Origin of the sequence: Delftia sp. ZNC0008, from assembly GCF_000799035.1 — a bacterium.
GTDB classification, from domain to species: domain Bacteria; phylum Pseudomonadota; class Gammaproteobacteria; order Burkholderiales; family Burkholderiaceae_C; genus Comamonas; species Comamonas tsuruhatensis.
Window position 1 is genome coordinate 1 of sequence record NZ_JTKZ01000564.1, and the last position, 5,483, is coordinate 5,483.

Consider the following 5,483-nt stretch of genomic DNA (forward strand, 5'->3'; position numbering starts at 1 on the left):
CCGCGTGCCTTTGGCCGCCAGACCCAGTTCCAGGTGCTGTACGACGAAGCCGTGCTGGGCGGCCGCCAGGCGCCGGCCCTCCGGGGCAGCTTCACGCCGCAGGAGGCCATGGACCGGCTGTTGGCCGGCACCGGCGTGACCGCGCACAGCACCGAGCAGGGCACGTTCACGCTGCGAAAGGCGCCTGCGCCTGAGCCTGCGCCGCAGGCGTCGGCGGGCACCACGCTGTCCACGGTCAACGTGACCTCGCAGCGCATGGCCGCGCCGGGCAGCTACGTGGGCAGCGGCAGGAGCGCCAGCACCAAGCTGGACACGCCGCTGATCGAGACGCCGCGCTCCATCTCCATCGTCACCCAGGAGCAGCTGCAGAACCAGGCGCCCAAGAGCATCGAGCAGGCCCTGTCGTACACGGCCGGCGTGTCCACCGAAGTCACGGGCGCGGACCTGCGCATGACGGGCGCCATCATCCGGGGTTTCAGCGATGGCAGCTCCTACTACAAGGACGGGCTGCGGCAGTTCTCGGCCGGCACCTATGGTTCGTGGAACGACGAGATCGACGAGCTGGACAGCATCGAGGTCATCAAGGGCCCGGCCTCCGTGCTCTTTGGCCAGGGGCGGCCGGGCGGCGTGATCAACGTGGTCTCCAAGAAACCCGAGGCCGACCATGTGAACAGCGTGGGCCTGTCCTATGGCCGCTACCAGCGCGCCCAGGCCACGGCCGATCTGGGCGGCGCGCTGGATGCCTCGGGCGACCTGCTGTACCGGCTCAACCTCAAGGCGCGTGACAGCGACGGACGCACCGTGGGCTCGCGCGATGACCGCATCTCCATCGCGCCCTCGCTGCGCTGGAACCTCTCCGGCCGCACCCACCTGACCGTGTTGGGCAGCTACTCGCGCGAGCGCGGCACGCCCAAGTCCTGGTGGCCCAGCCTGTTCACCTACCCGCAGATCAAGGACCTGCCTGCGCACCTGACCGCCGGCGACCCGTCCTTCGACCGCTTCGACCGCGACACGCGATCGCTGGGCTACGAGTTCTCGCACCAGACCGACAGCGGCTGGCAGCTCACGCAGAACCTGCGCTACTCCACCATCGACATCGATTACCGCCATATCTACGCCATGGACGTGCTGGCCGACGGCCGAAGCGTCTCGCGCGCCAGCCTGGCCCAGCGCACCAAGGGCCGCACGCTGGCGCTGGACACCCGCCTGCACAAGGACCTGCGATGGGGCGGGCTGCAGCACCGGCTGGCCTTTGGCATGGACCATGTGAAGTACAGGGAGCGCGGCGGCCTGGGCTTTGGCTGGGATGTGCCCGACCTGGACATGCTCGACCCTGCCTATGGCCAGTCCATCGCCTATCCAGAGCTGGAGGACAGCCGCACGGACCTGCGCCAGACCGGCATCTACACCCTCAACCAGTTCAAGTGGGACCGCTGGGTGGCCAATCTCAGCCTGCGCCATGACCAGGCGCGCACCACGCAGAACAGCAGCACCCAGCCGCACATGAGCGACAGCGCCACCACCGGCAGCGCGGGCCTGCTCTACCTGTTCGACAGCGGCTGGGCGCCCTATGCGAGCTATGCGACCTCCTTCGATCCGGTCACGGGCCTGCAGTACGACGGCAATCCGTTCGAGCCCCGGCGCGGCAAGCAGTACGAGGCGGGCGTGAAGTACCAGCCTCCGGGAAGCACCTCGCTGATCACGGCCTCGGTCTTCGACCTGCGCCAGACCAACGTCACCACGCTGGACCCCGACCACCCGCGCTTCAGCATCCAGACGGGCGAGGTGCGCTCCACGGGGCTGGAGCTGGAAGGCCGCTTCGCGCTCACGCGCGAGCTGAACGCGCTGGCCAGCTACACCTACCTGGACCCGCGCACCACGCAGAGCAACCGGCCCGCCGAAATCGGCCGCCAGACCATACAGACCACACGCCACATGGCCAGCCTGTGGCTGGACTACCGCCCGCGCGCGGTGCCGGGCCTGATGGTGGCCGGCGGCCTGCGCTACAAGGGTCGCTCTCCCTACAACGTGGCGGCGGACGGCACGCTGAACATCAACGACTCCGCCACGCTGGCCGACCTGGCGCTGGCCTACGAGACGCCGCAGTACCGCATCGCGCTGAACATCAACAACCTGTTCAACCGCAGGTACTTCGCAGGCATCTTCCGCGGCGTGGATCGCGAGGCCACGCTGAGCTTCAAGTACTACTGGTCTATGTAGAAGACCTGCGCGCGGTGGGCTTGCGCGCGGCGCGAGCCGGCCCGCGCGGCTCGGGCGTCCTGATCAGCTGGTGGTTGAACTCCCTCCACAGCGCGTCGCGCCGGGCAAGCGCCTCGGACACATCGGCATGGCGCAACTGGGCCACGGCCGAGACCAGGGCATTGCACAGGTAGAAGGCTGCCGTGTAGGAGTGAAAGGGCGAGGCATTGGCCGTGCGCACCTGCAGCCAGTGGTGGGCCACGGTGGCCAGGGGGGCCGTGGGGCTGTCGGTGATGGCCAGCACCCGGGCGCCGGCTTCCGAAAATCGCTGCGCCACCTCGTAGGTGCCGCGTGAATACTGGCTCACGCTGAAGGCCAGCAGCGTGTCGGTGGGGCCTACCCACAGCAGCTGGTCGGCCGGGGCGATGGCGCCTGCATCCAGCTGCTGCACGCCGGGGCGGCACATGTTCAGGTGCAGGGCCAGCCAGGCGGAGACCGGCGAGCTGTTGAGCTGGGCCAGCACGAATACCCGGCCCTCGTCCTGCGCGAGCTGCCGGGCCATGGCCTCGAAGGCCGCCATGTCCAGCCCCTCGCGCGTGGACTGGATGTTGTGCTGGTCGTGCAGCAGTGCATCGTCCACGCACTCGCTCAGGCTGCGCTGCGCGCCCAGCAGCACGGGCGCGCGCTGGGCAGCCGTCTGCAGCAGCGCCGTCACCTCGCCGCGCGCCTCGCGCTGGGCCTCGGCATAGCTGGCATAGCCGAGCTTGGCGAACAGGCGCACCACGGTCGAGGCGCTGGTGCCTGTGCGCGCTGCCAGGGCGGTGGCCGATTCCAGCAGCGCATGCGGATAGTCGCTGCCCAGGGTCTGGGCCAGCGTCTGCTCGCTGGCCGTCAGTTCCGCGCCCTGCTGCGCCAGGCGCTGCGGCAGCAGCAGCGCGGCTTTTTGCAATGGTGATTTCATGTTTTTCTTGTATATGCAACGTGTGTTGCAAAATAGGGGGTCGCGTGCAACACTGCATGCACTCTGGAGATTCCACCATGCACGATACCCTCGAACAAAGCCGCGTGCAGCAGCGCGCGAGACTGCTGGACTGGCTGGGCGGCCAGCAGCAGGCCATGCAAGATCTGTTGCACAGGATTGTCGATATCGACAGCGGCAGCCGCGATGAAGCCGGCATCCTGGCCGTGGCCCAGGCCCTGCGCGAGCGGCTGGAGGCGGCCGGCGTGGCCGTGCGCTTCGAGGACGTTCCAGGCTACGGCGTGCTGCTGCATGCCGACGTGCCCGGGCCCGGCGAGGGCGCGCCCATCTATCTGATGGGCCACATGGACACGGTCTTTCCGGCCGGCACCGTGGCGCGCCGCCCCTTCCGCGTGGAAGAAGGCCGGGCCTACGGTCCCGGCGTGGCCGACATGAAGTCGGGCCTGGTGCTCAACGTCTTCGTGGCCGAGGCCTTTGCGCGCTGCGGCGGCCTGGGCGCGCCGCTCAAGCTGTTCTTCTCGTGCGACGAGGAGATCGGCTCGCCCGCCACGCGCCAGACCATCATGGATACGGTGCGCGGTGCGCGCGCCGTCTTCAACGCCGAGCCGGGCCGCGTCAGCGGCAACCTGGTGACCAGCCGCAAGGGATCGATGGCCGTGGAGTTCGAGGTACAGGGCGTGGCCGCCCACGCCGGCATCAACCACGCGGCCGGCGCCAGCGCGCTGGAAGCCATGGCGCGCAAGCTGCTGGCCCTGCATGCGCTGACCGATCCCGCCACGGGCACGACCACCAATGTGGGCGTGCTGCAGGGCGGCATCGTGCCGAACATGGTGGCGCCCCACGCCAAGGCCGAGCTCGATGTGCGCTACACGGCCCAGACCGATCCCGATGCGCTGATGGAGCGCATCCGCGCCATCGTGGAGGAAGAATCCGTGCCCCGCACCCAGGGCCGCGTCACCGCCGTGCGCCGCACCCTGCCCATGGCGCCCACGCCCGATGCGCTGCTGCAGCTGTACCGGCGCGGCGCGCAGTCGCTGGGCTTCGACGTGCAGGGCGAGTTCACGGGCGGCGCGGCCGACAGCGGCCTCACGGCCTCGGTGGGCGTGCCCACGCTGTGCGCCACCGGCCCCGTGGGCGGCCATCCCCATACCGAGCGCGAGTACTGCGAGCTGGCCACCTTCGTGCCGCGCGCCCAGGCCGTGGCCCTCGCCATCTTCGACCATCCTTGACTCCGCTGATACCCATGAAAAACCTGTCCGTGAATGCATCCTTCCCCACCCGCCGCAAGCTGCTGGGCGCAGGCCTTGGCCTGGCGGGCCTGTCCGCGCTGGCGCCGCTGGCCGCACGCGCCGATGACAAGTACCCCTCGCGCCCGATCACGCTGGTCGTGCCGTTTCCGCCCGGCGGCTCGGTGGACATCATGGGCCGCCAGTACGCCGAGCCCCTGTCGCGCATCTTGGGCGTGCCCATCGTGGTGGAGAACCGTCCCGGCGCGGGCGGCTCGGTCGCCACGCAGTACGTGTCGCGCGCCAAGCCGGACGGCTACACCCTGGTCGTGTCCTCGCAAAGCAGCCACCTGGCCAATCCGCTGACCCAGCCCAAGATCGGCTACGACCCCATCAAGGACTTCGAGAACATCGCCATCCTGGGCCGCCAGCCCAATGCGCTGATGGTGCATTCCAGCCTGCCCGTGAAGAACTTCCAGGAGTTCATCGAGTACGTGAAAAAGCGCCCCGGCCAGGTCAACTACGGCAGCGCCGGCATCGGCAGCATGGGCCAGCTCAACGTGGAAATGCTCAAGGCCGCCACGGGCATCTTCGCCACCCACATTCCCTACCGCGGCGGCTCGCCGCTGGTCACGGCGGCCATCGGCAACGAGGTGCAGTTCATCCTCGACAACCTGGTCTTCATGCTGCCCCATGTGCAGTCGGGCAAGGTGCGCGCCCTGGTCGTGGCCTCGGAGCAGCGCCTGCCCATGCTGCCCGACGTGCCCACCATGGCCGAGGTCGGCTATCCCCAGCTCAACATGAGCTCCTGGACCGGCATCGCGGCGCCTGCGGGCACGCCCGACGCCATCGTGCAGACGCTGCACAAGGCCGTGCGCCAGGCCGCCACCGCGCCTGCCATGGTGGCCAGCCTCAAGGAGCGCGGCGTGGTCGCGCCCGAGGAGATGAGCCCCGCCGCGTTCGAGAAGATGATGGCCGAGCGCCTGAAGCTCTTCGGCGAGGTGGTGCGCAAGGCCCATATCGTGGCCGAGTAAGCAGGGCACGCCCAGGGCGCCCCCAGGGCGCCCCCAGGGCGCCCC

General features: G+C 69.3%; 4 protein-coding genes. 3 read left to right on the top strand and 1 reads right to left on the bottom strand.

Annotated features, from left to right (window positions below; all coding sequences use genetic code 11):
* Window positions 1-2,220 (top strand): TonB-dependent siderophore receptor (locus L995_RS18695; RefSeq protein WP_047472971.1); only part of this gene is annotated, 2,220 nt, incomplete at its 5' end.
* Here L995_RS18695 and L995_RS18700 read toward each other — a convergent pair.
* Entirely contained in the window at window positions 2,213-3,160 is a 948-nt protein-coding gene (locus L995_RS18700; protein WP_047326181.1) for a MurR/RpiR family transcriptional regulator, read from the bottom strand. The genes L995_RS18695 and L995_RS18700 overlap by 8 nt on opposite strands.
* Window positions 3,161-3,237: 77 nt before the next feature.
* Between L995_RS18700 and L995_RS18705 the strand changes: the two genes are divergently transcribed.
* Window positions 3,238-4,407, top strand: a complete 1,170-nt coding sequence (locus tag L995_RS18705) for a M20 family metallopeptidase (RefSeq protein ID WP_016451791.1) — start codon at window positions 3,238-3,240, stop codon at window positions 4,405-4,407.
* A gap of 14 nt (window positions 4,408-4,421) precedes the next feature.
* Window positions 4,422-5,438, top strand: coding sequence for a Bug family tripartite tricarboxylate transporter substrate binding protein (locus tag L995_RS18710; protein WP_016450281.1), 1,017 nt, complete (start codon window positions 4,422-4,424; stop codon window positions 5,436-5,438).
* Window positions 5,439-5,483: the final 45 nt, after the last annotated feature.

Bases quoted from the DNA above. Each gene is read 5' to 3' on its own strand.
- L995_RS18700 (WP_047326181.1), bottom strand. From the start codon at position 3,160: ATGAAATCACCATTGCAAAAAGCCGCGCTGCTGCTGCCGCAGCGCCTG.
- L995_RS18710 (WP_016450281.1), top strand. From the start codon at position 4,422: ATGAAAAACCTGTCCGTGAATGCATCCTTCCCCACCCGCCGCAAGCTG.
- L995_RS18705 (WP_016451791.1), top strand. From the start codon at position 3,238: ATGCACGATACCCTCGAACAAAGCCGCGTGCAGCAGCGCGCGAGACTG.